This is a genomic window from Pseudorhodoplanes sp., assembly GCF_050250235.1.
Taxonomy (GTDB): domain Bacteria; phylum Pseudomonadota; class Alphaproteobacteria; order Rhizobiales; family Xanthobacteraceae; genus Pseudorhodoplanes.
Genome location: NZ_JBFWPA010000027.1, coordinates 1 through 25327, shown reverse-complemented (window position 1 = coordinate 25327; position 25327 = coordinate 1). Strand labels below are relative to the sequence as shown.

The window sequence follows — 25327 nt, the reverse complement described above, 5'->3', positions numbered from 1 at the left end:
GGCTATCCGGCGGGGATGCCGCCGGGCACCAGCGTGAACAATTCCTGCGGCCGCTCGACCCCGCGCAGGGCAAAGCGGCCGACGGAGACCAGACGGACGCGCATGCCCTCGACTGCTGCGAAGGCCAGCGAGACCAGCACCGGCTGCTCCACCGACCGGCACATCGTGGCGATCCGGCTGGCTTCGTTGACCGCCGGCCCGACCACCGTGAAATCGAGCCGCTCCATCGAGCCGATATTGCCGTACAGCACTTCGCCGACATGCAGGCCGAGATACATGTCGGTGACCGGCAGCCCGAGGCTGTAACGCCTTGCGTTGAGCGCCACCACCTCGCGGCGCGCGATGGTCGCGGCATCAATTGCGCAGGAGCAACAGCGCGCACGATCTCCGGTGGTGAAGATCGCTAGGATCCCGTCGCCGATCAGCTTGAGCACGTCACCGCCCTGCGCGTGGATCGCCGAGACGATCACGTCCGCATAGTCGTTCAGCAGCGGAATGACATGCTCGGGGGTCGAGTCGGTGACGCGCGTGAAGCCGCGCAGATCGCTGAACCAGACCGCGGCGTCGATCCGGTCCGCGATGCCCCGCATGATTCGACCCGAGAGCACGCGCCGCGCGGCGTCGCGGCCGAGATAGGTTTCCATCAGCGTCCCGGTCATCCGCGTGAGCGCGAGGGTTTTCACTGCGAGTGCAAGGGTGGGGACGAGGCGCGCCAGAATTGCTACTTGCGCTTCGGAGAAGCCGCCCGGCTGCCGGGTCATCCAGGTGGAATAGACCGCATCCATCTCGCCGATCACGCCGTCCGCGGCGAACCGGTTGACGACCGCCAGGCCGCCCTTCATCCCGGCCGCGATGTGATCCTGCATGACGGGAAACCAGGCGGTATGCGCCTCGGTCAGCCGCATCACGGTCTCGCCGGTCTGCAGCATGTGGAAGAACGGGCTCGCGCGCCAGCTCGCTGCGGACTTTTCCTCTTCGGCGCCAAGCACGGCGCCTGCCGGCGCAACGGTGCGTCCGTATTCCACCATTCCCGGCTGCGAGGGGTCCTGTCCCCAACGGAACAGGCGGCCTTCATAGACCGGATGAAGCGTGTCGATCAGCACCAGCGCACGGCTGACCGGAACGCCGACCGCGATGCAGCGCTCGCAGAAGCCGGCGACCAGCGCATCTTCGGCAACGCCGTCCAGGCCGCTCTGGGTCAGCCAGGCGGTGAGCGCTGCGATGTCGTTCTCGGCAGGCATGCGACCCTAGTTTGGGCCGCACTCGCAGCTTCAAGTCAATCCCGGCCCGCTTCCACGAACTTGTCCGCCAGCAATTGCGGATTTGTGAAAATCGCCTCGTGGCTGCCGGGCATCTGTACCAGCCGGTAGAGTCCGAGCCGCGACGACATGCGCGGATGCCAGCCCCATTCGCCGGGCGGCAGCGCAGTGTCCTCCGTGCAGTTCAGGTAGCTTTTCGGAATCTGGAGCGAATAGAAGGTCTTCAGCGGCACCTTGTCGCTGTGGCTGCGCTTGGGCGTCGGCGACAGCATGCCATAGGCCTTGCGGGCCAGCGCGTCATCGGCATCGTTGATGAAGGCATCGCGCCATATCGGGTAGGGCAGCATGACCCCGCCGTCGGGTTGCGCGATGGCGTCGAACAATTCCTTGTAGTGCGGCGGGATGTTGTCTTCCAGGCTCTGCCCGTCGAGCAGCACGAAGGCGTTCCAGAATACCAGCCGGCGGACGCGGTCGGCGACCTGCTCCGCGACCGGCTGGATCAAGGTGCCACCGAAGGAATGCCCGACCAGAATGAAGTCCCGCACATCCGACGCCTTGATGAAATCCACCACCGAGCGGACGCAATCCGCATGCGTGACATCCTTGCGGTCATTGGGCGCATGCCCCGCGACGGTCGGTGCATAGACCTTGTGGCCGTTCTGTTCGAGCCGGTCGATGACCGGCTGCCAGGGACGATTGTCGTGCCAGGAGCCGTGAACGAGGACGAAGGTATAGGCCATGGTATTCCCCCTTGTCTGTCTGGTTTTCCGGAAGGATGCAGCAATGCAGAATAATTGCGCGCCCCTGCGCGCAGTCTTTCTGAGCTAGGAGCGCAATGTCCTGCGGAAATATCCGGGCGCGCTGCCGAAGCGCTGCCGAAATCGGCGCGCAAAATGGCTCGGGTTCGAGAAGCCGCTGCGCCAGGCGATATCGGCAATGGGGATGCGGGCGAAGCGCCGATCCTCCAGCAGGGCCTTCGCGCGGTTCAGCCGGGTCTCGATCAAGACGGCTCCGAAACTCAAGCCGCCCTGCGCCAGCACGAGATGCAGATAGCGTTTGGAAATCCCGTGGGCGGCCGCGATCGACGCCGGATCGATCGCAGGGTCCGAACTTTGCTCCGCGATCGTGCGCGTCAGCCTTCGCAGCAGCGAGGCGCCCTGCGGGGTCATCGGCTCATGTTTCCCGGTGGCGAGTGCCAGCATCGCGCCGATCTGGTCGGCGACCACGCCGAATGGCAGCGCGATCCGGTCGAGCGAATCGCGCCGCAGATTGCCGAGCGCGCTGGCCAGTGTTGCACCCCATGGTGAGTGATCGGCGAGCGTGATGATAGTCGCGTCGTCCGCATGCGGCAGCCAGGTTCGCAGCCAGCGCTGCGGGATCTGGACCGACAGGCAGTGGTTCCTGTCGGGCAGGGAAAAGCGGTACGGCTCGCGACTGTTCACCAGCAGGCAATTGCCGGGCGCGATCACCGCTTCACGGTCGCCCTGTGCGACTCGCATGTGGCCGCCGTGCATGTAGAGCAGGTAGAAAAAATTCTCGCGGCTGCGGGCAATCGCCGCGCGCGTGCGCCAGACCTCCTGCGGATCGGTATCGACGAAGTTGAGATCGATCGGTCCGAACTGAAACTTGGTGAGCTGCGCAGCGAAATTCTCGCGGTCCCCGTCCGCCTTCATTTCGAGAAAGGCTTCGCAAATCGCCTCGATCCAATAGCTCAGGCCCATGCCGGGGCCGGCATCCTTGGTCGACCAGAACCCGTCCGGTGCGGTCATGGGCCTCGATCGCGTTGGCATCCTATTACGCCACGAAGGCGAAACCCAGACAAGCGAGCCGTCAGCCTTTCAGTATTTCCATCGCCGCCGCATGCACACGCGCGTCGCCGGCAGCGATCACCCGCCCGCCAAGCGCCGCAGGTCCGCCGTCCCATGAAGTCACGACCGCGCCGGCACCGGCGAGGATCGGGATCAGCGGGATGATGTCGTAGGGCTTCAGTTCGGTCTCGATCACGAGATCGATATGACCGGCAGCTAGCATGCAATAGGCGTAGCAGTCGCCGCCGTAGCGGGAGAGCTTTGCGGCTGCCTCCACCCGCCGGAAAGCGGCGCGGTCTGCCTCGCCCATCAGAAGCGGGCTGGTGGTGAACAGGATTGCGTCCGACAGGTCGTTGCAGGAGCGCGTGCGCAGGCTTCGCTTGCCCGCGGGTCCCCGATAATCCGCGGCAAGTCCATCTCCGGAAAACAATTCGCGCATGAATGGCTGGTGCATCAGCCCGAAAATCGGCTCACCCAGCCTGGTCAGCGCGATCAGCGTGCCCCAGATCGGCATCCCGGCAATAAAGGACTTGGTGCCGTCGATGGGGTCAAGCACCCACACATATTCGGCGTCGGCACGCTCGGGGCCGAACTCCTCGCCGATGATGCCGTGTTCCGGGAAACTGCGGCGGATCAGCGTGCGCATCGCCTGCTCGGCTGCGCGATCGGCGGCGGTCACCGGATCGAAGCGCCCGGCGGGTCCCTTGTCGTCGATCCCGAGCGAGGTGCGGAAAAACGGCAGGATGGTTTCGCCGGAAACCGCGGCCAGTCGATCGACGAATGCCGCAAAATCGATAGCCGTCATCTGCCCCGCCGCGCCCGCTGCCACTCTCACCTATCGAATAGTAGCAATGCGGGCAACCAAGCCGCCTTGCCGGGGGCGTGCTGCCGTGCCACCAGAGCCTTCCTTGCACAAACCGCTCAAGGCCGGGAACCATGACAGCGGAGGTGGCACGCCCGTCGTCACTTGCGACGCGCGAGACGGTCGTGCTTGTCGCGGCTCTCGCCAGCATCTACGTCGTCAGCCAGTTCCTGCGGAACTCGGTCGGAGTCATCGCGCCGAATCTCGCGAGTGAACTCGGCCTGTCGGCGTCCGAGATCGGTCTGCTGTCCAGCGTCTTTTTCTTTTCCTTCGCGGCTGCCCAGATCCCGCTCGGGGTCGCGCTCGACCGTTATGGCCCGCGCCTGTGCATGCTGGTTTGCGCAGGCATCGCGATTGCCGGCGCGTTGCTATTCGCATTTGCCCCCTCACCGCTGTGGCTGATTGCGGCGCGGGTCCTGATGGGGCTCGGCTCGTCGGCCTATCTCATGGCGCCGCTCGCGCTCTACGCCAAGCGATACGCGCCCGATCGCTTCGCCACGCTGGTCGGTTTGCAACTCGGGCTCGGCACCCTCGGCACCCTGCTTGCGACCGCGCCCTTCGCGTTTGCAGTGGCGCTGATCGGCTGGCGAATGAGTTTTGTGGTGATCGCGGGCCTTGTCCTCGCCGCCGCGGTGCTGGTCACGGTGGTCGTGAGGGATGACAGGCAGGAGGCGTCGCGCGCCCGCGAAAGCTTGCGCGACAGCCTTTCCGGCACGCTCCAGGCGGTTCGCATCCCGTCATTCTGGCCGGTATTCGCCTTGCAGCTTGGGAGCTATTCGAGCTTCGTTGTCGTGGTCGGGCTCTGGGGCGGCCCCTACCTCACGCACATCTACGGCTACAGCCTGACCGAGCGCGGCAACATGCTGTTCGTGGCGGTACTGGCGCAGATTGTCGGTGCGATGCTGTGGGGGCCGACCGACCGGCTGCTCAACAGCTATAAGATTCCGGTGTTGACCGGGCACTTGCTTACCGCGGCGGCGTTCGGGCTTGCGGCCGTTGTCGGGGTGTTTTCTCCCGCTGCGCTGCTGGTCTGGTTCCTGGCGATCGGACTATTTCCCGCGGTGCTGCCGGTCCTGATTGCGCATGGCAAATCGCTGTTTCCCCCGCACCTGGTCGGGCGCGGCATGACCCTGATGAATATTGGCACGATGGGAGGCGTTTTTGTCTGTCAGACCGTGACCGGATTCATCATCGACCTGTTTCCGCCAGCGGGCGACGGGTATGCACTCGATGCATATCGTTCGGTTTTTGCCTTCCAAGCGGGCTTTATCCTGTTGGCATGTCTAGCTTATTCGTTTTCATCCGACCCGCGGCGAAATCCCCGGACCTGGGGATAGGTCAGCGACACTGACGTTTCGACTTGCTTTTGGTGCGGCGCAATGCAATATTGCTGCAGCGCGGCAATGTGCTTCGCACATTCCCGCCGCCCTCCTTGGGCGTTTCCTCCCTAGACTTGGGCCGCTAGTTCGCTAGCGGCCCTTTTTTCTTGTGGGCTTTGACCCTCGGAGGCCTGCCGGCGTCGCGGTGGAAGGTTACTCAGCCGCCGCCCGATAAGGGCGCAATTCTTCCAGGGGAATCGCAGCCAGCTGGTCAGCCAGCGCCTCGATATCGCGGGCAAGCCGCCGGAAGCCGGCGATGCGTTCATGGCTGCGCTCGTCCATGTAGAGCGCGCGGTTGAACTCGATCTGCAGCGCGTGCAGGCCGGCGGCCGGATTGCCATAATGCTCGGTAATGAACCCGCCCGCATAGGGCTTGTTGCGGCTGACCGAATACCCGAGCGCCCGCAGCACCTGTTCTGTGGTCTCCGCCACGACGGCCACGCAACTCGTGCCGTAGCGGTCGCCGATCACCACATCCGCGCGCGGTCGGTCGTCGCGCGAGCCGGTTGCCGACGGCATGGAATGGCAGTCGATCAGGACCGCCGCCCCGAAGTCCGAATGCACTTTCGTGAACAACCGCCGCAAGGTGCGGTGGTAGGGCTTGTACAGGCTTTCGATCCGCCGCAGCGCGTCGTCCACGGAAATGCGCTGGTCATAGATTTCCTGTGCGTCGCCGACCACACGCGCCACCGTGCCGAGCCCGCCCGCGACCCGCATCGAACGGGTATTGGCGAAGGACGGCAGGCGTCCGTCGAACATGCGCGGGTCAAGCTCATAGGGCTCCCGGTTGACGTCGACGTAACAGCGCGGGAAATGCGCCCGCATCAGAGGGTAGCCGCGGGTCACCACACCCGCGATCAGCTCGTCGACAAACGAATCCTCCGAGCGCCGCAGCGTGGCATGGTCAAGCCGGGCCGATGTCAGGAATGAGCGCGGATAGACTGAGCCGCTATGCGGCGAATTGAACACCACCGGACCGTGCCAGCGGTCCGGCTCGATCACATCGTAGGGAGGGTCGAAATCGTCCGAAACTGTCATCGGCTCCAAAATCTGATGCGCCGTTGTGCACTCGCAACATAGGTGGCGGAAAGCGCTTCGGATATCCCTTTTCGGGGCCGGATCGGATTTTTTGAACGGGTTTCATCCGACGGGCTCGTGCTTTCACCCGATATTTACCGGCCCTCGCGCTAATGGAACAGGGGCAGGGAACGCGCGGCAGCAGCCGGCAGGCGGCACCATCTTGCAAACTCAGCCCTGGACATGGAAGCTTCCGGCCGGCCGCCGGGGCGGATCAAGGATCGGTTGAGTTTATGAGTAACGATCTGCCGAAAATCCTGCTCGCGGAAGACGATACCGACATGCGGCGATTCCTGGTCAAGGCGCTGCAAAATGCCGGTTTCAACGTCGTGTCCTATGACAACGGACTGTCGGCGTATCAGCGGCTGCGGGAAGAGCCATTTGAACTGCTTCTGACCGATATCGTGATGCCGGAAATGGACGGCATCGAGCTTGCGCGCCGCGCCTCCGAACTCGATCCGGACATCAAGATCATGTTCATCACCGGATTTGCTGCGGTAGCCCTGAACGCGGATTCGCAGGCGCCCAAGCACGCCAAGGTGCTGTCGAAGCCGGTCCACCTGCGTGATCTGGTCAACGAGGTCCAGAAGATGCTGGCGGCCTGAAAGGGCAAGTCTCGGTTCTTGAGTCGGTCGTCGGGCCGTGGCTAGAGTTCCCGCGGAAAGTGCTGAGGGGACTCACGATGACACGCATTTCGCGCCGGGACTTCACGCTGATCGCCGCCGCTTCGGCTTTGTCTGCGGTCCCGCTTGATGCCGGACTGTCACAGCACCGGCCGTCGCCACATACCAGGCCGCCGGCGATCCAGGTCGAGCAGGCGCAGATCTATCTCATCCGCGGATTGTTCGGCGTATTCTCGAGCGGCATGGACCAGCTCGCGGCGCAGTTCAAGGCGCAGGGCTATTCCAATGTCTCGCTCTGGAGCTGGACCGACGTCGATCGGATCGCGCATGACATCATCGCCGGTCATCAGGCCGGCGACAACGCGCATGTGGTCCTGATCGGGCATTCGCTCGGCTCGAACGCGGTGGTCCAGGTGGCCGATCGCCTGGCGCAGGCCGGCATCCCGGTCGATCTTGCCGTGACCTTCGACATCACCGAAGGCCTGCGGGTGCCGCTCAATGTGCAGCGGTTCGAGAATTTCTATCAGAATAACGGCTTCGGCCGACCGGCGATCGAGCCGGCGGGCTTCACCGGCGAATTCAACAATATCAATCTGTCGAACGACACCCGGCTCGACCACGGCAATATCGACAACGCACCGCAATTGCAGCAAATCGTGATGAAGCAGGTATACGAGATCACGCATACGCATGTGCGCACGCGCGTCGCCAAGCGGAAGGATGCGCGAAGGGGTTAACCTGTGAGCTTCTGGGCGCAGATCGCGGCAAGGATGGAGCTGAATGCGTCCTCCGCGAAGCCGTGCAGTTCCCTGGTCGAGCGATTTTGCATCGGGTGCGGTACGTAGACCGAGGCGGCGTCGAAGCCGATTGCGGATTTCTGCGACTCGAAGGCCTGGCGGAATTCCTCGGTCAGCACGCTGACTCCGGCAACTCCGAGCCTGTCGAGGTCGTTCAGGTCGTGGGTTGAGCACGAGGTGCAGGAACCGCAATCGGACAGCGCGATGACGACGGCATCGCAACGCGTCGCGATGTCCTCGATCATCTGACGCGGCGCAACGCGGGTATTGGTCGGCTTCCGGAAGCGCCGGACGGCAATTCCTCTTGCGATGCATAAAGCTTCGAGCCGGTCAATGAACTCGTCGCCGCGCATCTTCCCGATATCCATCAGTGCGACGGTCCTGCCGTCAAGGCTGGCAAGCGGGTTTGCACGCGCGCGCAGGTCCGATGTGGTTTCAGCCGTTGGATCGCGCATCGACAGTCCGAGGCTCATCGGTAAATCTCCCGTGTCACGGTCGTCGATTCATGACGGAAGCGGCCGCCGGTCCAGCCGGCGCAGATCGCCGAGAACAGTCCGGCCTGCCCGCCGGCATGGACGATCAAAAGGCCTTCCGGCCAGAACTTGTTGACCATCTCTGACGCGCGCCGCGGGTCGATGCCTTCGCCGATGCCATGGGCGCCCTGGATCACATCCGCGCCCGGCCGCATCAGTGCCTCGTGCAGCGCCTCGGTGATGCGTTCGCGATTCCAGCCGGCCTGGCGGTAGATCGCGTAATGCTCGGGCACCAGAACCAGCATCGCGTTGGTAAACTCGCAAAGCTTCCAGTTGCCGACCGCGAGCAGCGAGCGCGCCAGCGAGCGCGTCAATTCCTGCGGTGTACGCGAGCGCTGGTCGATGAAGCCCTGGATGCCGTCGCCCTGAAACAGGGTGATCGCATTCTTGCCGGGGGCGATGCCGCGCGCGACGGAGAGGGGAGTCCAGCTTGGATCGGTCTCGTCCTCCGCGAAGCAGAATGAAAGCTTGCCGGGATTTCCGAGAACCGCGCGATCGAGCTCGCCCGGACGGCCGCCCCCGACGTTGCGGATGATGAGCTGCAGCGCGCGGCCGACGGTCATGTTGGCGCGATTGCCTTGTCCGAGACAATTGATCCCGGAATTCATCCCGATCTCGCGCGCGATCGGCCCGTTCACGATCAGGATCGGTCCGGAAAAGCAGGTCGTGCACAGGACGCCATGCATGGTCGCTTCCGGCTGCAGGGCCGCCTCGAGCGCTGTGATGACCACGGGCATGTATTCCGGCTTGCACCCCGCAAGCACCGCATTGATCGCGACCTTCTCGACCGTGACCGGCACGAGGTTCGGCGGGACGAGGCCGATGACGTCATCCGGCTTGCGAGACGTGCCAGCAAGCATGCGCAGGATGCGTGCGTCGGTCGGCGGCACCACCGGCAGCCCGTCCGACCAGCCGCGATCGAAACAGGCCTCGATCTCGTCATCCCATGCACCGATGCTGATGCGCCGCGCGGCCAGGCTGGTGTCCGTATAACGGGCGGTGAGCTGTTCATGGACGCCGGGTTCTCGCGTCTTCGAGCCGCAGCCCGGTCGCATGTCCGGGAGCCCTGGACCAAGGCCCCTCATGCCGGTGATTGTCTCCCAGTCGTTCCGGCGCCAGCCGAAGGTACGGGCAGTCTCCTGCCCGTCCTTCAGCCGGATCAGAGTCGGCACGGTCTCGATATCGAACTGGAACGAATGTCGAAGCGCGGTGTCATCGACCGCCGCGAGACCTGCGGGAAATTCCGGGTCGTCCTGCGTGACCACGGTCAGCGGCATGTCACCGGTCCGCAACTGAGCCATCACCGGCTGGATCATGGCGCAGGTCTCGCAGTCGCGCTTGGCGAAGAGCAGAAGGCCGTCGGTCGGGAAGGGATGCATTTTCGAGACGTATATGGTAATTGATATACTAGTATATTAGATTTGCCGACGGAGCGCAAACCGGAAAAGCGGTTCCTTCGAGCATCCGATCTTCAACAGCCGCGTGCAGCACAACGATGCCAGCAGCCCACGACATGACCGCCGCGGCCTGGGAGCCGCCTGCCAAGGCCGGAATTCTCGCGACCATCCGCCGTCGCATCGCGTCCGGCATTCTGCCGATGGGCTCCCGAATTTCCGACCGTGACATTGCGCTCGAACTCGGCGTCAGCCGAACGCCGGTGCGCGAGGCGCTCGTGCAGTTGCAGGCCGAGGGTCTCGTCGAGATGCGTCCGCAGAGCGGCACCTTCGTCTTCAACATGACGGCACCGGAGATTCGTCAGCTCTGCGCGACCCGCGCCATCCTCGAAGTGGGCGCAATCCGCTTGCCGCGGAGCAAGGAGAGCGTCCAGTCCTTGCGGGAACGGATCGACGGCGCCGAGAATGCGCTTCGCGCGGGCGATTTGGCACGCTGCGATGCGCTCGATTGCGATTTCCACGAAGCGCTCGTTGCCGCGAGCGGCAACGGCTATCTGGTGCGCTGCTATCGCGGGGTCGCCGACCGTCTGCGCGCGCTGCGCCAGCGCTTGCCGCGGGAGCGCGGCCGAATCGCGCGCGCGATTGCGCAGCATCGTCGGATCGTCGACCTCCTCGACGCGGCGGAGGTCGAGCGAGCCGCGCGCGAACTGGAACAGCATGTCGACAATGTGGAGCGGATGCTGACGGCGCTCGGCGGGCAGCAATGACTAGCGGCGGCGCCTGATATCCGAGGCGATCACCTTCGCCGCATTGTGTCCCGGCGCACCGGTGACGCCGCCGCCGGGATGGGTTCCCGAGCCGCACAGATAAAGGCCGGCGAGCGGACTGCGATAGTCCGCATATCCCAGCATCGGCCGCGCGGAAAAAATCTGGTCGAGCGACATCGCGCCGTGAAAGATGTCGCCGCCGATCAGTCCGAAGTCGCGCTCCAGATCGAGCGGCGTCAGCGCCTTGCGCGCGATCACGCTCTGCCTGAAGCCCGGGGCATATTTGTCGACGGTCGCGATCATCAGGTCGGCGACGCTGTCGCGGTGGTCGTCCCATGACGAGCCGTCCGGCAATTGTGGCGCGACATGCTGACAGAACAGGCTCGCGACATGCTGGCCTTTGGGCGCGAGCGAATCGTCGAGCGTGGAGGGGATCAGCATTTCGACGATCGGCTCGCGGCTCCAGCCGGACTTGCGCGCGTCGTCATAGGCGCGGTCCATATAGGCGAGCGTGGGCGCGATGATGATGCCTGCGGTATGGTGGTCGGCCTGAGCGTGGCCGGGCAGGGCGGTGAAGCTCGGCAATTCGGACAGCGCGACGTTCATGCGGAAGGTGCCGGAGCCGCATTTCCATCGCTTCATGCGGGCAAGAAATTCGCCCGGCAACGCAGCGTCGGGCACCAGCCGCTCGTACAGGAGCTTCGGATTGACGTTCGACGCTACCGCCCGGGCGCGGATGCTCCGGCCGTCGTCCAGCACCACGCCGGCCGCGCGGCCCTTCTCGACGATGACTTCGCGCACGCCGGCTTTCGTCTCGATATCGGCGCCGTGTGCGCGCGCGGACTTCGCCATCGCCTGGGTGATCGCGCCCATGCCGCCGATCGCATGGCCCCAGATGCCCTTCTTGCCGTTCACCTCGCCGAAGCAATGGTGCAGCAGCACGTAAGCGGAGGTCGGCGTATAGGGGCTGGCATAATTGCCGACTACCGCGTCGAAGCCGAGCACCGCCTTGATCGGATCGGATTCGAAGAATCGGTCGAGATAGTCGGCGGCTGATTTCGCGAACAGGTCGAGCAGTGCGCGCTGGCGCTCCATGTCGAGCTTGCGTAGGCGCTTGCCGACGAAGGCCAGCCGCAGCGCTTCACGGAACGAGCGCGCATTCCAGCCCTGCACCAGATTGGGCGGCTGCTCGAGCACGAGGTCGCGCAGCACGTCGGTGATGGCGTCCAGTTCGATATTGTAGTCGTCATAGCGTTCAGCATCCCTCGGGCTGAATTTCGCAATCTCCGCCTTGGTGCGACCTTCGCCGGTGAGGAGGTAGCGGCCGTCCTCGGTCGGCAGGAAATTCAGCGCGCGGCGCTCGACCACCTTCAAGCCGTGCGCGGCGAGTTCGAGGTCGCGGATTACTTTCGGGTTGAGCAGGCTGACGGTATAGGCCGCGACCGAGTTGCGAAAACCGGGATGAAATTCCTCCGTCACCGCGGCGCCGCCGACCGCGCCGCGCCGTTCCACCACCTTTACCTTCAGACCGGCCATGCCGAGATAGGCGGCGCAGACAAGGCCGTTATGGCCGGCGCCGATGATGAGGACGTCGCAAGTCTCGGGCACGTTGCAGCTCCCCCGATGGAGCGAGTTTGGCCTACTCCGCCGCTGCCATGCGCCGCCGCTTCCTGCGTACCAGGCCAAGCAGCGGAATTCCAATCAGGAGCACCGCGATGCCGAACAATGCCCCCCGGCCGGTATAGACCAGGCTGGAATAGATCAGGTAGGCGCAGATCGCGCAGAACAGGATGGGAGTGACCGGATAGAACGGAACCTTGAAGGGACGGGGATGACTCGGATCGCGCTGCCGCAGCACGAACAGCGATATCCCCACGAGCAGCAGGAAGAACCAGAATACCGGGGCGGTATATTCGACCATCGCCTTGAAGCCGTCGCGTGCCATCGCGCCGAAGCAGACCAGCACGAACGCGATGAAGCTTTGCAGGATGATGGCGTTGCGCGGATTGTTGCGCACCTGGTCCCAGACGCGGAGCCGCGCCAGCGACAGATCCTGGCCGAGCGCGTGATAGAGCCTCGCACCGGTGAAGATGCTGGCATTCATGGTCGAGAGCGCTGCGACACACACGATCACGCTCACGACCACAGCGCCTGCGGGACCGAAGGCCAGTCGCATCACGTCGGCCGCGATGGCGTCGCTCTTGCGCATGCCGTCGAGTCCAAGCGCGAACAGGTAACCGACATTCACCAGCACATAGATGCATGTGACGATCGTTGTGCCGACCAGCAGGATGCGCACCATGTCGCGTCCGACATTGCGGACGTCCCCCGACAGATAGGCCGCCTCGTTCCAGCCGCCATAGGTCAGCAGGATGAACACCATGGCGAGGCCGAGCATGCCGTAGCCCGGTCCGCCGGCAGCCGCAGCCGCAACCGGGGGCGTGTTGCCGAGATTCATCAGGCCGACGACGACCATCATCACCATCGCGGCGACGAGCAGCAGCGTCAGGATGTTTTGCGCGGTCTTGCTTTGATAGGTGCCGGCGATATTGATGAGAGTGAGTGCGATCAGCGCCAGGGCGCCATAGATGGCAGATCCGTAGGTGCCAAGCGAAAACAGCTCCTGCGCATAGTCTCCGAACACGAAGGCGACGGCCGCAATCGCGCCGGTCTGGATCACCGTGGTACGGGCCCAGGCGAACAGAAATGCGACCGGCAGTCCGAAGGCGCGGCTGAGAAAGTGATATTCGCCGCCGGTGGACGGATAGGCGGCCGCGAGTTCCGCATAGACCAGCGCGCCGATCAGGGTGGTGAGCCCGCCGAACACCCAGAGAGCTGCGAAGGTCCATTCATTCGGGCTGAACATCGCCACCAGTTGCGGTGTCTTGAAAATGCCGATGCCAATGATGATGCCGACCATCATCAGTGCGCCGTCGGTGACTGAGAGGCTTGCGCGCGGAGTGCCGGAACTTTGCGTTGTCATGGGGACTATCCTGCGCGAGGCGCAAATGAAGGAAGGACGCCGAGGCGTCCTTCCGATTGTGTCGGTTTATCGAACGCGGGAAAAGCCCTCAGGCCTTGGTCGCTTTCCAGCCGTCACCTGCGATCGAACCACCTGAAACCTTGCCAGTGAAGGTCTTGCCGTCCACCTTGAAGGAGATGTCGGCACCCTTGAGCTGGCCGTCGGTGACCTCGACGGACTTGCCGCCGATGTCGGCCTTGCCGGTGAAGAACTGAAATGTCTGGTCGAGCTTCAGCGTCATCTTCTGCGCGCCGTCCACCTCCCAACTGCCGCCGACCTTGGCGGGCACGATCCAGAAATAGACGTTGCGGCCGTCGACCTTCTCTTCGACTTCCGGCTTCCAGTCGCCCATGTCGAAGGCATGCGACACGATGCGCGTGCCCGGCTTCATGGTATCGAGGATTTTCGGACGCAGCCGCAGGTTGATGTCGGGAAGCAGATACATCGCCATCACGTCGGCCTTCGAGAGGTCCTGTTCGAACAGGTTGGCGATCTTGAATTCGACCTTGTCGGTGACGCCCGCCCTTGCGGCGTTCTCATTGGCTTCCTTGATGCGCTGCGGATTGATGTCGACGCCGTAGCCGCGGGCGCCGAGCTTGGCCGCCGTGACCACCATGCGGCCGTCGCCGCAGCCGAAGTCGATCATGTAATCGCCGGGGCCGACCTTGGCGAGCGCCAGCATGCGGTCCACGACCTCCTGCGGTGTCGGCACATAAATCACGTCAAGCCGGGGCTCTTGCTGCGCATGAACCGCGCTCGCCGCTGCAAGGCCGGCTGCGACGGTCAGGGCATAGATTGCTGGACGAAGCGACACCAAACGCGAAATCATCAGAGGCTCCCTGTGAGCTTTGTGTGGAATGCGTCCCGGCCGTCGCCCGGGCTGCAACGCGTACACCTTACGGGCGTTCCTTATTCCCTTTGTGGCAGCTTTGGAACCGGGCCGGACCTCGCCAGCAGCCGGAAATCGAAAATCCGGACCGATGCTTGCTTCGTACCGGGCGACCGATTATAGGGGCGCCTCAGTCCGATAGGCGGGACGGGCGCGTAGCTCAGCGGGAGAGCACTACCTTGACATGGTAGGGGTCACAGGTTCGATCCCTGTCGCGCCCACCACCCAGTCTGACCAAACGCCAGATTGTGAAAATCGGTGACAAAAGCCCGCATTTGGCGGGTTTTTCTGTCTTTGGCCTGCGCATTTTCGGTCTCCCCGGAGACGGTGCGGTGTTTTCCGGCCTCAGTCTCCGCGACAGGAATTCCCGTTCCTGGCGGCTCGGTTTGGGGTGCAGGTCACGCCTCGCAATGGCGGCCGCCGGCATCCGGAAACCGCCGGTCTCAGGGGGCTGGTCAATCTGGGATCGGCAGGCCGAGGCGCTCGTACTGACGTGACCATTCGGCCGGGGCCTCGCGGAGGCTGGCAACGCCGATGCCACGCGGCAGACGACCTTCGATGGCAGCCTTGACGAGGGCTGGAGCGATAAAGGCCATCGAGATCGTCATATTGACATGACGGAGACTGCGCTTATTGCGGGTTGCAATCTGCTCGATCCTCGCTGTTCCGGAGACGATCTCGTCCAGCCAGGCGCGACCCCGCGCGATAGCCCGGATCAGTGCAGCCTTCCGCTCGGCTTTGATGGGGCGAACCTGGTGTCGTTGCGCCGAAGCCGGCAACAGGATCTCGCGCGCCTGTTTCGACGGCGGCTTGCGCCACGGGATCAGCAGCCAGGAACCGGCATCGTTCTGGTCCATTCCAGATGGCATCAGTTCGGCCTCTTGATTCGGAGGTTCATCCGCGGCGGGCGATTTGAAGCGGACAGCTATCTGGTTCTTGCGGATCTCGATGCGGGCAATGTTATCCACAACCGCCTTGCGGTCGATCCCGTTCACGTTTCCGGCCCCATCGGTCCCCTTGCCCAGATGCTTTGCCAGTGCCTCGGCAACGACCGTCTCGATGTCGGCGGCCGGCACGCGGGAGACCGAGCCGCAGGGAGTCTTGGAGCTGCCGCGTAGTATGGCCTGCGAGACGTAATATCGATAGCGTACCCGGTCCTTGGTCGCATGGGTCGCAACCATGGGAAAGCCGGCATCATCGAACAGCAAACTGGAGAGCAGGTAGCCGGATTTGGTCCGTGTCGCGGTCCGGTGCGACCATTGCTGGCTCAGCCTAGCCTGGACGGCGTCGAACAGACCTCTATCCATGAGCGGTGGCTGAGGACCGGGACAGATCTCGTTCTTGAATCGCACCTCCCCGATATAGAACCGGTTGCGCAGCATGTAGAAGAGCGGGCCCTGCGTGAATGGAACTCCGCCTCGGGTCTGGCCGTTCGACAGCGTCCGTATTTTGGAGCGGGCTTTGCGAACCCCGAGATCCGCGACCAGCCGGTTGACACTGCCCAGTTCCAGATAGCGCCGGAAGATCGTCCGGACGAGCTCCGCCTCCTTCTCGACAATCGTGAGCTTGCCGTCCTTCAGTTCGTAGCCGAGCGGGACCATCCCGCCGACCCACAGCCCCTTGCGCTTGGAGGCAGCGATCTTGTCGCGGATGCGCTCGGAGGTGACCTCTCGCTCGAACTGGGCGAATGACAGCAGCACGTTCAGGGTCAGACGTCCCATCGACGTGGTGGTATTGAACTGTTGGGTCACCGAAACGAACGAGACGCCATGGGCATCGAATAACTCAACCAGCTTGGCAAAATCCGCCAGTGATCGCGTAAGCCGATCAACCTTGTAAACCACGATCACATTAATCTTGCGGGCTTTTACATCGGCCAGAAGGTTCTGAAGCGCGGGACGGTCCGTCGAACCGCCGGAGAACCCGCCATCGTCGTAGCGGGTCCGCACCAGGGTCCAATGGGCGTGGGCCTGGCTGCGGATATAAGCCGAAGCTGCATCATATTGGGCATCCAGGGAGTTGAATTCCTGGTCGAGGCCGGAATCGGTCGAGACCCGGGTATAGATGGCGCAACGGACGGCCTTGTTGGCACTTGTCATGGCTGCACGTCAGCCGCTTTGCGGTCGCGCAAAGCAAAGAAGCGCGGGCCGTTCCATTTGGTGCCGGTGATGGCATAGGCGATCGTCGACAGGTTGTTGTAGGTGCGGCCATTCCAGGCAAAGCCATCTTGGACGACCATTACGCGATGCGTTTCACCATTAAACTCGCGTGTGAGAACGGTGCCTTGCAACAAGCCGCGTCGGCGCCGGTTGAAGGCGTCGGCCAACGAACCAACATCATCATCCGAGCCGGAGGCTCCCAACCTTTTCAGGAGGCGCAGGGTCTCGGCGTCAAGATCGCCCCAAGCCTCAGCCTGGATACGGTAAGCGAGCATGGCGAAGAGAAGATGTCCGGGCAGGTGAGGGGGCGCCTCGCGTCCGGTCACACTTCGCCAACGCGCTCGAAGACCTTTCAGGTCGAGATCGCGCAAATGCGCGATCTCTTGTTCCAACGAAGTCTTGGGCTGACTTCGTGCCATCGATTTCGACCGTCGCATAGTATCAGGCCGCGGTCTTCGCTTTTGTGTCGACAGCGGGCGTAGCTGCGCCATCAACGACCCGATAGACGCGCCCGCCGTCGATAATTTCCGACCGCAAATCGAGGCTGAACTTTTTTCGAACGACAGCGGTGAGGAAACCCCGAACTGAATGCTGCTGCCAACCGGTTACTCGCATCAACGCATCAATAGTGGTGCCTGATGGCGCACACAGCATCGCGATGACCTGCGCCTGCTTGGTGTCGGGTTGGCTCTTTCGCTTGACGGTGGCGGATAACGGCACAGTGGCTCTTGGCCGCCGAATCGCTTTGCGCGGTGCCGCCTTGCGGGTGCCGGATTCTCTTCTTTTGCCATGGCTTGGCTTGAGACGTGCATGCGTCGACGTATCAGGCTTCCGGGATTTGGACTTGGTCATGGGATCCTCTGGCATCAACGCGGCGCCATCCGCCGCACTGCCACAGCCCCGCTCAAGCAGCACAGCCAGCGGGGCAATCCCAAGGCGTCCGCCCAGGTCCGCACAGTAACGCTCCAATCGGCCGAACATGCCAGTCATTTCTTCAGAGACGGACTCGGTCTGGCCTGCAACGGTTTCGTTGACATGAACCCAAGCATGCCTTCCGCTCGAACTACATAGGCTCAGCATCGATATCGGTGTTAGGCACTATGGCGCGAGTCGACCGCCTCAAGCAGGTTTGCTCAGCAATTGGGCCCGACGATTGATGTTGCAGGTTATTGCCAGACCACCCCCGGACCCCTTTGGTCCGCGACGCATTTAATCGAGGGGTACCGACCACGGCCGATAGATATTATTACATCATAGCAAATCCGCCGTTCACTCCAAGGCATTGCCCCGTGATGTACGCAGCTCTTTCTGATGCCAGAAACAAGACAGCGTCTGCGGCGTCTTCTGGCCGAGTAAGACGTCCTAACCCTTCGCCGATTGGATAACTGCGCAGAACCTTCCGAAGTACTTCGTCTGTTTCGACCGTGGCGGAAATCTTCTGGAAGCCGGCGATCGGACTCTCGTGCGCGACGGCAGAAAGCGCAACCATATTCACATTGATGCAATATGGGCCGAGCTCCCGGGCAATGGCTTTAGAGAAGCCAATTACGGCGGCCTTGGCTCCCGAATAAACGGCCATGCGAGCCTCGCCAATGCGCCCGGCCTCGGAAACAATCGAGATAATTTTGCCTTGGCGCCGCTCCATCATAGAGGGCCCAACTATAGAAACGCAGTTCATCGCGCCATAGAAATTAAGGTCGACAATCTTTTTCCAATACTTGTCATGCATCTCGACGAACAAAGGCCGACCGATTTCCCCCGTGCGCCGTTCGGGGACGACGCCGGCGTTGTTGACCAGAATGTCAACCGGACCGGTCTGTTGCGTGATTTGTGCCAATTCTTTGCGGAGAGTCTCTAGCGATGTTATGTCGCAGACAAAGGGAGTTGCCGCGCCGCCGTCTTCGGTGATTTCCTTTGAGACCGCTTGGCAGCGCTCCGCGACAATGTCATTAACGATGATCGTGGCGCCCTCGCTCGCGAGGCGCTTGCAGATTGAACGCCCGACACCCATTCCGCCGCCGGTCACGAGCGCGACTTTATCTATGAGCTGAAGATCCATCTTCCACCTGATCACACCGCAAGAATGTGCACCGAGGTCGCGCCGGCTTCGATTTCCGTCACCCCGCCGCCGACCGTGTGCGCAAGCCCGACCTTGGCATCGCGCACCTGACGTTCGCCGCATTCGCCTCTCAACTGCCAGAACAGCTCGGCAATTTGGGCAACGCCGGTGGCTCCCAGCGGATGGCCTCTTGCCAGCAGGCCGCCGGACGGCGATACGGCGACCTTCCCATTCAGATCGAACCAGCCTTCGTCCACACCGCGACCGCCTTCGCCCGCAGCACAGAACCCGAGATCTTCGTAATGGATGAGTTCTGCGATAGTGAATGGATCGTGCAATTCGCAGACATCGATATCGGATGGGCCGACGCCTGCCTGCTCGTACGCCCGCTTTGCGGCCCTTATTGTCATCTCGGAATGGTCGTCGGCCATTCCGACACCGTTGCGAATTCCCGATGCGAGCACCGCGCTGCGGATTTCGACTGGCTTCGAGGTGTATTGCTTGGCGACCTTCGAGGAAGCCATGATTACGGCCGCCGCGCCATCCGACACAGGGCAGCATGATAAGCGAGTCAGTGGGTCAGCGATCATCGGGGCATTCAAGACCTGCTCGCTGGTGATCTCCTCAAGCCAAGGCGAATAGGGGTTTCGTATGCCGTTGCGACGATTTTTCACGGCAATCTTTGCAAGTTGCTCCCGGGTGGTGCCGTACCTATTCATGTGCTTATGGGCAGCCATTGCAAAAACCGAAGGCATCACCCGGCCCATGCTGCTTTCGAGGTCGTCGGCGACCAGCGGCGTGAAGCCACCCGTGGGGGAGGAGAGCTTTTCGGCACCGATCGCGATACCGATCTCAGCTTGTCCCGCTTTGATGGCGTTGTAGAGACCCCACACTGCGGAGGCGCCGCTTGCACAGGCATTCTCATAATTTGCGATCGCTATACCCGTTAGACCGATCTTGAGCAGGACCTTCTGACCGAAGCACTGGCCCTGATAGGCGTGGCCGGCGTGAGCCATTTCGATCGCGGCGGGATCAACATTGGAGTTCTTGATGGCGGCCCAGGCAGCATCGCGACCCAGTTCATGAACCTCAGTCTTGGGCTGCGGTTTGAACTGAGTCATTCCCGCGCCGATGACATAAATTCCGCTCAAGATCTTGGTCCTTCGAGAACGCGAAATTTCGGGCCCATCACGGCAGTGCCGTCTGGATCGAAGCGGATGGGCCCGATGACAAGTTCGACCTCCATTCCGATACGCAGACGGGCGTTTTGCCAGTCGGTAAGTTGGGCCGTCAGCTTTGGACCGGCGTCGAGTTCGACGACACCCAAGGCATAAGGGCACTCGAATCCCGAAACCGCCCGCCTGACCACAGTGAACGTCAACAGCCTGCCGGTGCCCGGAAGCTCAACTGGCTCCATGGTATCGGTGCGGTGTGTGAGCGGATTCATCTTTTGCGTAGGGTAGAAAACATTGCCCGTCTCGCGACAACGGCTTCCGAGCAGTCTGGGCGGCGGCCCTTCAACAAAAAGTCCCATACGAATCGGGCGCTGTTTTGACATCCAGTTTGCCGCCTCGCGAATGTTACTGTTTCAAAGTAACATAGCCGATCGGTTTTGTTGCGCAAAACGGTTTTTACTCAATGGAATAACCACCCGCCCCAGGCCCGGGATCGGTTTAATCACTAGACAAAACTGGTTCTACTGTGTGAAATAATTGCATTCCCCCTTGGAATTCCGGGCAGTGGGCAGTGGGCGGTTGGTGAAGCATGAAGATCCTTGTGCCGGTCAAGCGGGTGGTCGATTACAACGTCAAAACCCGCTTCAAGGCGGATGCCTGGTCGCTACAAGACGCTGCCGGACCTGGTTGGGGCTCTGGGCGGACTCAAAATGAGTCGATAGCGTTGACAGCCGCGGAAATGGCTCGGCGCGCGGATGAAGCTTAATAGCAATTACGGAGCACAGGTTTGAATTTCGACCTCTCAACAGAGCAGAAGCTGTTTGCGGAATCCGTGCGCCGGTTTGCTAAGGATGAGCTTGCATCAGGCGCCTTACCGCGGGCCCACACGCCTCGTTTTCCCTTCGACGTAGCGGAAAAGATGGCCCGGCGAGGGCTTCTCGGAATCACAATACCCGAGGCCGACGGCGGTCAGGGAGGTACGTTGATGGATGCCGTCATCGCGATCGAGCAGATAGCGGCTGTGTGCCCGCGAAGTGCGGATGTCGTGCAATCCGGCAATTTCGGCGCCATCCGAACCCTTTCGGAATACGCAACCCCAGAGCAGAAGAAACGCTTCCTGCCGGCGCTGTTAGAAGGAAAGGCTGCGATCAGCCTGTGCATGTCAGAGCCTGAGGCAGGTTCAGCTGCTACGGAGCTGCGCACGACCGCGACCGAACGGGACGAGGAAGTTATTCTCAATGGCACCAAGGTATTCTCGACCCATAGCCCGGACGCGTCAGTCTTCTTGGTCTATGTCCGATTTGGGCCTGGATTGGATGGAATAGGGTCGGTCCTGGTCGAACGCTCGACACCGGGACTGACCATCGGCAAGCCCTCCGCCTTCATGGGCGGAGAAGAATGGTGTCAGCTTTACTTCGAAGGCTGCCGCGTTCCAAAGGAGAACATCCTGCTGGGTCGCGGCGGGTTCAAAAAGCAAATCGCAGGTTTCAACGTCGAGCGCATCGGAAATGCGTCGCGCTCGCTCGCACTTGGGCGGTATGCGTACGAGCTTGCTCGCGAGCATGCCATGGTCCGCAAGCAGTTCGGGCGTCCGCTTTGCGAATTTCAGGGGCTGCAATGGAAATTTGCGGACATGGCCCTTAAGCTCGAATCCGCCCAACTTCTTCTCTATCGGGCAGCGGTGAACGGGGAGGAGCGCCTGCCATCTGCATATGAAACGACGATCGCCAAGCTTGCCTGCAACCAAGCGGGCTTCGAGGTCGCGAATGATGCGCTGCAGGTCCTCGGCGGACTTGGCTACACCCAGGAATTGCTTGCCGAATATTGCCTTCGCCGGACAAGAGGTTGGATGATCGCAGGCGGCTCTATTGAAATGCTCAAGAACCGCATGGCCGAGACGATTTTCGACCGACGTTTCGACCAACGTTCGAAATAAGGTGCGGCGCAAGGCGCAAAGATTAGGTGTGCACATGCTGAATGTCAGAAAGGATCTTTCAGCCGGCAACGGCGTCGGCGCCACAGACGCGCTCATCGAGTTTGCCGCCGGTCTGCGGTGGAGCGACCTCGATGCCGCCGTCAAACACGCAGCGAAGCGGCATGTGCTCGACACGCTTGGCGCGATCATCGCGGGGGCTGCGGGTGACCTCGCCAACCGAGTAGAAGGCGTTCTCGGCGGCGTACGGGTCGCTGGCCAAGTTGTTGTGCCAGGCCGAAAGCGGCGAGCTGACCTGCTCGATGCAGCTTTCATTTCTGGGACGGCAGGGCATGGTACCGAGCTTGACGATGGTTACCGGCTCGGTTCAGTGCATCCTGGCGTCCCGGTCGTACCCGCGATTGCGGCGCTTGCCTATGAGAAGCACGCCAGCGGACTGCGGTTTCTCGAAGCGGCGGTCATTGGATATGAAACCATCTGTGCAGTCTCACGTGCCCTTCACCCCGATATGCGCCGCCGCGGATTTCATCCGACTGGTGTCGTTGGTGTCTTGGGCGCAGCAACGGCGTCCGCGCGCTTGCTCGATCTTACCCCAAACAAGATTGCGAACGCGCTCGGCATCGCCGCTAGTAGCGGTGCCGGTCTGTTCGCCTTTTTGAACGGCGGTGCCGACGTCAAGCGGCTTCATGCCGGACATGCCGCACGAGAAGGCTTGCAAGCCGCGCTTTTTGCGGCGAACGGGATTGAGGGGCCGCCTAAGGTGTTTGAAACGGTCGACGGTTTCGCCCAGGCCTTTGCATTTGGCCAGGATGCAGCGTCGCGCAACCTCACGCTTTCGCCCGGCGCTCCCTTTGGCATTACCGATTGCTATGTCAAGCCATATGCATGCTGCCGACATCTTCAGCCGGCCGTGGAGGCGCTGATCGAGCTCATGAAGGCAAATTTTCTCAGGACGGAGGACGTCAAGGACATCAAGGTCGAGACGTACAGCATCGCCGCTGCGCACGCGCATACGGATTGGGCCGACTTCGCGAGCGCTCAGTTGAGTTTTCCCTACATCATGGCGCTCGGCCTGAAATACGGTTGGATCAAGCTCGAGCACTTCAAGGCGGAAACCAGACAGGATCCCGAAGTGACCCGGCTCTGTAAGTTGGTTCATGTCGAAGCGACCCCTGAAATGGACGCGCTGTATCCGCAGAATCGGCCCGCAAAGGTCACGGTGACCACATCGCGTGGCGTCTTTCGCAAAGAGGCGATGGAAGCGCTCGGAGCGCCGGAACTTCCGCTGAGCGACGACCGGCTTGGGCAAAAGTTCTTGGATCTCGCCTCACCCTCGCTCGGAGCCGACTACGCACGCCGAATTCTCGATGATCTGTGGCGGCTCGACTCCGTTGGAGACATCGTTCCACTTTTCGACGCGATGCGCCCCCAGTGATGCCGGAAGGCGAAACCGTGAATTCGGGCGTTCGACGCCGCGTTCGTCTTGAACGCAAAGGGAGCGTCGGTCTTATCATCATCGACAACCCCCCGGTTAATGCAGGGTCGTGGGACGTTCGTTCCGGCATTTTCGAATGCATCCGGCAGATCGGGGAGGACCCAACGCTCGAAGCGGCAGTCTTAGTCGGCACGGGCACGACGTTCATCGCGGGTTCGGACATCAAGGAGTTCGATAAACCGCTTCGCGATCCGCAGGTTCCGGCGGTCATCGCGGCGCTGGAAAATTGTCCAAAGCCGGTAGTGGCTGCCATTCATGGTGCGGCGCTTGGCGGCGGCTTTGAGATCGCGCTCGGATGCGACGCGCGCGTTGCGGAGAACACCGCAGTCGTCGGATTGCCCGAAGTGCAGCTTGGCCTCATTCCCGGAGCGGGGGGGACGCAGCGAATGCTCCGTCTCACCGGAATGGTGGCTGCTATCGAACTCATCACGACCGGCCGGAAAGTTCCGGCACCCGAAGCGCTCCGCATCGGCCTGATCGACACGATCGCCGAAGGAGATTTGCGCGAGTTCGCAGCGAAATACGCATTAGAGATGCACGGCGGCAAACGGCGGGTTCGCGATATGGCTGTTCCTCAGTACGACGAAGCCGAATTGACTGCCGCCGTTGGGGCTGCGGAGCGCCGCGGTCGGTGGAATCCAGCGATTGCGGAAGCCATCGCGATCGTTCGGCGTGCGGCGGACGTTCCAATTGACATCGGCCTGAAGGAGGAGCGGGAAATTTTTCAGCGGCTGCGCGTAAGCGAGTCGGCCGCCGCGATGCGCTATCTGTTTTTTGCAGAGCGCAAGGCAGGCCGGTTGGACGACGGAAAGGACGCTCAACCTAAAGCCGTGCGATCAGTAGGTGTGGTGGGTGGCGGCACAATGGGGGCCGGGATCGCCGTATGCTTCGCCGATGCCGGCATTCCCGTTACGCTGGTCGAGCGCCATCAAGCGGCACTGGACGGCGCGTTCGCACGACTACGAGCTATCTATATGCGTTCCGTAGAATCCGGTGAGCTCGCCGAAGCAGAATTAAACCGCCACATGTCATCGATCAGGCCGGGTATCAGCCTTCCAGGCCTGTCCGATGTCGACTTGGTGATCGAAGCCGTACCTGAGGAAATTGACATCAAGCGCGAAATTCTTACGAAGCTGGATGACGTAATTCGCCCTGAGACGATTTTGGCTTCCAACACCTCCTACCTTGACCTCAACCGTCTCGGTATGGAGATCAGACGTCCCGAGCGCTTCGTCGGTATGCACTTTTTCGCCCCGGCGAACTTGATGCCGCTCATGGAGGTGGTACGAACGGCCAAAACATCGACCGAGACCCTGGCGACCGCCGTTGTCGTCGCTCGGAAATTGCGCAAGGTACCTGTCATCGCGCGGGTGTGCGAAGGCTTTATTGGAAATCGGATCTATTCCGCCTACCGACGCGAGTGCGAAATCCTGCTCGAAGAGGGCGCTTATCCCGAGCAGATTGATTCCGCGCTCGAAGCTTTTGGATTTGCGATGGGTCCGTTCGCAGTTTCTGACCTTTCCGGCCTCGACATCGCGTGGCAGACGCGCAAGAGACAGGCGGCGTTGCGCAACGCCCAAGAGCGGTACGTCGATATCCTTGATCAGCTCTGCGAACTGGGACGTCTTGGGCGCAAGACCAAGGCTGGTTGGTACGACTATTCATCGGCCGCCTCGCGCGGCCGACTCGATCCGGCCGTCCATCGGTTGATCGAAAACGCTTCCCGCAAAAAAGGCATCGAGCGCCGGCAATTCACGGCGGCTGAGCTGCAAGGGCGCGCACTTGCCGCCATGCTCAACGAGGCAGCTTTGGTCCTGGAAGATGGCGTCGCCGAGCGGGCGTCCGACATCGATCTTGTGCTGGTGAACGGCTGCGGATTCCCTGCGGTCCGCGGCGGCATCCTGTTCTGGGTGAGCCGGCAGGACCGCAAGAAAATAGAGCAGCAGATCGACAAAGTCGCTGCTGATATCGGCTTCGGCTTCCGTCGGGCCAATCTCGACCGCGCGTTTCAGATGCTCCGAGAGGGCTGAGGTGTCAAAGGCGTCGAGCCTTCGTTGATAAGCCCACGGCGTGCTTAACGCGTCCTGAAACGTCTG

At 62.1% G+C, this 25327-nt stretch carries 23 protein-coding genes and 1 tRNA gene; 8 read left to right on the top strand and 16 right to left on the bottom strand.

The window, feature by feature from the left end:
• Positions 1 to 2: 2 nt before the first annotated feature.
• The 4 genes from AB7F49_RS14195 to hisN all read right to left on the bottom strand — a co-directional run bounded on the left by AB7F49_RS14195 (position 3) and on the right by hisN (position 3872).
• Entirely contained in the window at positions 3 to 1241 is a 1239-nt protein-coding gene (locus AB7F49_RS14195; protein WP_428523364.1) for an adenylate/guanylate cyclase domain-containing protein, read from the bottom strand.
• Between the two features lie 35 nt (positions 1242 to 1276).
• Positions 1277 to 1999 (bottom strand): alpha/beta fold hydrolase, encoded by a 723-nt coding sequence (locus tag AB7F49_RS14190; RefSeq protein ID WP_428523362.1) that lies wholly within the window; start codon positions 1997 to 1999, stop codon positions 1277 to 1279.
• 84 nt (positions 2000 to 2083) lie between these two features.
• The gene (locus tag AB7F49_RS14185) at positions 2084 to 3028 is read right to left on the bottom strand and encodes a helix-turn-helix domain-containing protein (RefSeq protein ID WP_428523360.1); all 945 of its coding nucleotides are present in this window, start codon (positions 3026 to 3028) and stop codon (positions 2084 to 2086) included.
• Between the two features lie 61 nt (positions 3029 to 3089).
• Positions 3090 to 3872, bottom strand: coding sequence for a histidinol-phosphatase (gene hisN / locus AB7F49_RS14180; RefSeq protein ID WP_428523358.1), 783 nt, complete (start codon positions 3870 to 3872; stop codon positions 3090 to 3092).
• Between the two features lie 131 nt (positions 3873 to 4003).
• Between hisN and AB7F49_RS14175 the strand changes: the two genes are divergently transcribed.
• The gene (locus AB7F49_RS14175) at positions 4004 to 5266 is read left to right on the top strand and encodes an MFS transporter (protein WP_428523356.1); all 1263 of its coding nucleotides are present in this window, start codon (positions 4004 to 4006) and stop codon (positions 5264 to 5266) included.
• Between the two features lie 195 nt (positions 5267 to 5461).
• On the opposite strand, the gene AB7F49_RS14170 is transcribed toward AB7F49_RS14175, so the two are convergent.
• Positions 5462 to 6346 carry an N-formylglutamate amidohydrolase gene (locus AB7F49_RS14170; RefSeq protein ID WP_428523354.1) on the bottom strand — a complete coding sequence of 295 codons (885 nt, stop codon included), beginning with the start codon at positions 6344 to 6346 and terminating at the stop codon, positions 5462 to 5464.
• Positions 6347 to 6618: 272 nt separating this feature from the next.
• Here AB7F49_RS14170 and cpdR point away from each other — a divergent pair, with 272 nt between their 5' ends.
• Positions 6619 to 6990, top strand: coding sequence for a cell cycle two-component system response regulator CpdR (cpdR, locus tag AB7F49_RS14165; RefSeq protein WP_325609228.1), 372 nt, complete (start codon positions 6619 to 6621; stop codon positions 6988 to 6990).
• Positions 6991 to 7067: 77 nt separating this feature from the next.
• Entirely contained in the window at positions 7068 to 7745 is a 678-nt protein-coding gene (locus tag AB7F49_RS14160; protein WP_428523352.1) for an alpha/beta hydrolase, read from the top strand.
• On the opposite strand, the gene AB7F49_RS14155 is transcribed toward AB7F49_RS14160, so the two are convergent.
• Positions 7742 to 8278: a UGSC family (seleno)protein gene (locus tag AB7F49_RS14155; RefSeq protein WP_428523350.1), complete on the bottom strand. Its 537-nt coding sequence runs from the start codon at positions 8276 to 8278 to the stop codon at positions 7742 to 7744. The genes AB7F49_RS14160 and AB7F49_RS14155 overlap by 4 nt on opposite strands.
• Positions 8275 to 9717 carry a thioredoxin family protein gene (locus AB7F49_RS14150; protein WP_428523348.1) on the bottom strand — a complete coding sequence of 481 codons (1443 nt, stop codon included), beginning with the start codon at positions 9715 to 9717 and terminating at the stop codon, positions 8275 to 8277. Before AB7F49_RS14150 ends, AB7F49_RS14155 begins: the two co-directional genes overlap by 4 nt.
• Before the next feature lie 116 nt (positions 9718 to 9833).
• Between AB7F49_RS14150 and AB7F49_RS14145 the strand changes: the two genes are divergently transcribed.
• Positions 9834 to 10499 (top strand): GntR family transcriptional regulator, encoded by a 666-nt coding sequence (locus AB7F49_RS14145; protein WP_428523346.1) that lies wholly within the window; start codon positions 9834 to 9836, stop codon positions 10497 to 10499.
• On the opposite strand, the gene AB7F49_RS14140 is transcribed toward AB7F49_RS14145, so the two are convergent.
• The 3 genes from AB7F49_RS14140 to AB7F49_RS14130 form a co-directional block, all read right to left on the bottom strand.
• Entirely contained in the window at positions 10500 to 12107 is a 1608-nt protein-coding gene (locus AB7F49_RS14140) for a phytoene desaturase family protein (protein WP_428523344.1), read from the bottom strand.
• A 31-nt stretch (positions 12108 to 12138) separates the two neighbouring features.
• Positions 12139 to 13482, bottom strand: a complete 1344-nt coding sequence (locus tag AB7F49_RS14135) for an APC family permease (RefSeq protein WP_428523342.1) — start codon at positions 13480 to 13482, stop codon at positions 12139 to 12141.
• Positions 13483 to 13570: 88 nt separating this feature from the next.
• Positions 13571 to 14350 carry an SAM-dependent methyltransferase gene (locus AB7F49_RS14130; RefSeq protein WP_428523340.1) on the bottom strand — a complete coding sequence of 260 codons (780 nt, stop codon included), beginning with the start codon at positions 14348 to 14350 and terminating at the stop codon, positions 13571 to 13573.
• Positions 14351 to 14559: 209 nt separating this feature from the next.
• Between AB7F49_RS14130 and AB7F49_RS14125 the strand changes: the two genes are divergently transcribed.
• Positions 14560 to 14634, top strand: a tRNA-Val gene (locus tag AB7F49_RS14125).
• Between the two features lie 231 nt (positions 14635 to 14865).
• Here AB7F49_RS14125 and AB7F49_RS14120 read toward each other — a convergent pair.
• The 6 genes from AB7F49_RS14120 to AB7F49_RS14095 form a co-directional block, all read right to left on the bottom strand.
• The gene (locus tag AB7F49_RS14120; protein WP_428523338.1) at positions 14866 to 16509 is read right to left on the bottom strand and encodes a recombinase family protein; all 1644 of its coding nucleotides are present in this window, start codon (positions 16507 to 16509) and stop codon (positions 14866 to 14868) included.
• Positions 16506 to 17006, bottom strand: a complete 501-nt coding sequence (locus tag AB7F49_RS14115; protein ID WP_428523336.1) for a DUF2924 domain-containing protein — start codon at positions 17004 to 17006, stop codon at positions 16506 to 16508. The genes AB7F49_RS14120 and AB7F49_RS14115 overlap by 4 nt, the downstream gene beginning before the upstream one ends.
• 4 nt (positions 17007 to 17010) lie before the next feature.
• Positions 17011 to 17421 (bottom strand): DUF3489 domain-containing protein, encoded by a 411-nt coding sequence (locus tag AB7F49_RS14110; RefSeq protein ID WP_428523334.1) that lies wholly within the window; start codon positions 17419 to 17421, stop codon positions 17011 to 17013.
• Between the two features lie 394 nt (positions 17422 to 17815).
• Positions 17816 to 18628, bottom strand: coding sequence for an SDR family NAD(P)-dependent oxidoreductase (locus AB7F49_RS14105; RefSeq protein WP_428523332.1), 813 nt, complete (start codon positions 18626 to 18628; stop codon positions 17816 to 17818).
• Between the two features lie 11 nt (positions 18629 to 18639).
• Positions 18640 to 19779 carry a thiolase family protein gene (locus tag AB7F49_RS14100; RefSeq protein WP_428523330.1) on the bottom strand — a complete coding sequence of 380 codons (1140 nt, stop codon included), beginning with the start codon at positions 19777 to 19779 and terminating at the stop codon, positions 18640 to 18642.
• On the bottom strand, positions 19776 to 20186 hold the full coding sequence (locus tag AB7F49_RS14095; RefSeq protein ID WP_428523328.1) for a Zn-ribbon domain-containing OB-fold protein: 411 nt from the start codon (positions 20184 to 20186) through the stop codon (positions 19776 to 19778). Before AB7F49_RS14095 ends, AB7F49_RS14100 begins: the two co-directional genes overlap by 4 nt.
• 404 nt (positions 20187 to 20590) lie before the next feature.
• Here AB7F49_RS14095 and AB7F49_RS14090 point away from each other — a divergent pair, with 404 nt between their 5' ends.
• From AB7F49_RS14090 to AB7F49_RS14080, 3 genes are read left to right on the top strand one after another with little or no spacing between them, the layout of a single operon-like run.
• Positions 20591 to 21739 (top strand): acyl-CoA dehydrogenase family protein, encoded by a 1149-nt coding sequence (locus AB7F49_RS14090; RefSeq protein ID WP_428523327.1) that lies wholly within the window; start codon positions 20591 to 20593, stop codon positions 21737 to 21739.
• Between the two features lies 1 nt (position 21740).
• Complete coding sequence (locus AB7F49_RS14085) at positions 21741 to 23171, top strand: MmgE/PrpD family protein (RefSeq protein ID WP_428523325.1); 1431 nt, start codon at positions 21741 to 21743, stop codon at positions 23169 to 23171.
• Positions 23171 to 25261, top strand: coding sequence for a 3-hydroxyacyl-CoA dehydrogenase NAD-binding domain-containing protein (locus AB7F49_RS14080; RefSeq protein ID WP_428523323.1), 2091 nt, complete (start codon positions 23171 to 23173; stop codon positions 25259 to 25261). The genes AB7F49_RS14085 and AB7F49_RS14080 overlap by 1 nt, the downstream gene beginning before the upstream one ends.
• The last annotated feature ends 66 nt before the right edge of the window (positions 25262 to 25327 follow it).

Excerpts from the sequence above, each read along its gene's own strand:
- AB7F49_RS14170 (WP_428523354.1), bottom strand. The coding sequence starts at position 6,346 with ATGACAGTTTCGGACGATTTCGACCCTCCCTACGATGTGATCGAGCCG.
- AB7F49_RS14135 (WP_428523342.1), bottom strand. The coding sequence starts at position 13,482 with ATGACAACGCAAAGTTCCGGCACTCCGCGCGCAAGCCTCTCAGTCACC.
- AB7F49_RS14150 (WP_428523348.1), bottom strand. The coding sequence starts at position 9,717 with ATGCATCCCTTCCCGACCGACGGCCTTCTGCTCTTCGCCAAGCGCGAC.
- cpdR (WP_325609228.1), top strand. The coding sequence starts at position 6,619 with ATGAGTAACGATCTGCCGAAAATCCTGCTCGCGGAAGACGATACCGAC.
- AB7F49_RS14190 (WP_428523362.1), bottom strand. The coding sequence starts at position 1,999 with ATGGCCTATACCTTCGTCCTCGTTCACGGCTCCTGGCACGACAATCGT.
- AB7F49_RS14095 (WP_428523328.1), bottom strand. The coding sequence starts at position 20,186 with ATGTCAAAACAGCGCCCGATTCGTATGGGACTTTTTGTTGAAGGGCCG.
- AB7F49_RS14160 (WP_428523352.1), top strand. The coding sequence starts at position 7,068 with ATGACACGCATTTCGCGCCGGGACTTCACGCTGATCGCCGCCGCTTCG.
- AB7F49_RS14115 (WP_428523336.1), bottom strand. The coding sequence starts at position 17,006 with ATGCGACGGTCGAAATCGATGGCACGAAGTCAGCCCAAGACTTCGTTG.
- AB7F49_RS14105 (WP_428523332.1), bottom strand. The coding sequence starts at position 18,628 with ATGGATCTTCAGCTCATAGATAAAGTCGCGCTCGTGACCGGCGGCGGA.
- AB7F49_RS14080 (WP_428523323.1), top strand. The coding sequence starts at position 23,171 with ATGCCGGAAGGCGAAACCGTGAATTCGGGCGTTCGACGCCGCGTTCGT.
- AB7F49_RS14155 (WP_428523350.1), bottom strand. The coding sequence starts at position 8,278 with ATGAGCCTCGGACTGTCGATGCGCGATCCAACGGCTGAAACCACATCG.
- AB7F49_RS14110 (WP_428523334.1), bottom strand. The coding sequence starts at position 17,421 with ATGACCAAGTCCAAATCCCGGAAGCCTGATACGTCGACGCATGCACGT.
- hisN (WP_428523358.1), bottom strand. The coding sequence starts at position 3,872 with ATGACGGCTATCGATTTTGCGGCATTCGTCGATCGACTGGCCGCGGTT.
- AB7F49_RS14175 (WP_428523356.1), top strand. The coding sequence starts at position 4,004 with ATGACAGCGGAGGTGGCACGCCCGTCGTCACTTGCGACGCGCGAGACG.
- AB7F49_RS14145 (WP_428523346.1), top strand. The coding sequence starts at position 9,834 with ATGCCAGCAGCCCACGACATGACCGCCGCGGCCTGGGAGCCGCCTGCC.
- AB7F49_RS14130 (WP_428523340.1), bottom strand. The coding sequence starts at position 14,350 with ATGATTTCGCGTTTGGTGTCGCTTCGTCCAGCAATCTATGCCCTGACC.
- AB7F49_RS14185 (WP_428523360.1), bottom strand. The coding sequence starts at position 3,028 with ATGACCGCACCGGACGGGTTCTGGTCGACCAAGGATGCCGGCCCCGGC.
- AB7F49_RS14195 (WP_428523364.1), bottom strand. The coding sequence starts at position 1,241 with ATGCCTGCCGAGAACGACATCGCAGCGCTCACCGCCTGGCTGACCCAG.
- AB7F49_RS14120 (WP_428523338.1), bottom strand. The coding sequence starts at position 16,509 with ATGACAAGTGCCAACAAGGCCGTCCGTTGCGCCATCTATACCCGGGTC.